Source organism: Sutterella massiliensis (assembly GCF_016899755.1).
Lineage (GTDB): Bacteria > Pseudomonadota > Gammaproteobacteria > Burkholderiales > Burkholderiaceae_F > Sutterella > Sutterella massiliensis.
Genome location: NZ_JACJJC010000529.1, coordinates 1 through 240, shown reverse-complemented (window position 1 = coordinate 240; position 240 = coordinate 1). Strand labels below are relative to the sequence as shown.

Genomic DNA, 240 nt, shown 5'->3' with positions numbered 1-240 from the left:
GCCGCAGTCATAGGAAGCGCCGAGCGTAAAGGCCAGCGTATCCTTGCCGTGACCGGCCGTCTTTTCGTTATTGGCCTTGTCGGTGTATTCGAAAATACCCGTCAGACCGAAGCCGCCGTTCTCATACGTGGCACCGAGGGAGCCGTAACGATCAGCCGTCGTCTTGCCTACGGCGAGGCAGTTCGAAACCTTCGTGTTCACTTCAAACGAAAAATGGCCGTACACCTACACGCCGTACAA

1 pseudogene is annotated in these 240 nt (G+C 56.2%); it reads right to left on the bottom strand.

Annotated features, from left to right (window positions below):
- Window positions 1-225 (bottom strand): annotated as a pseudogene (locus tag H6A60_RS13585) (porin); the annotation flags it as partial.
- Window positions 226-240: the final 15 nt, after the last annotated feature.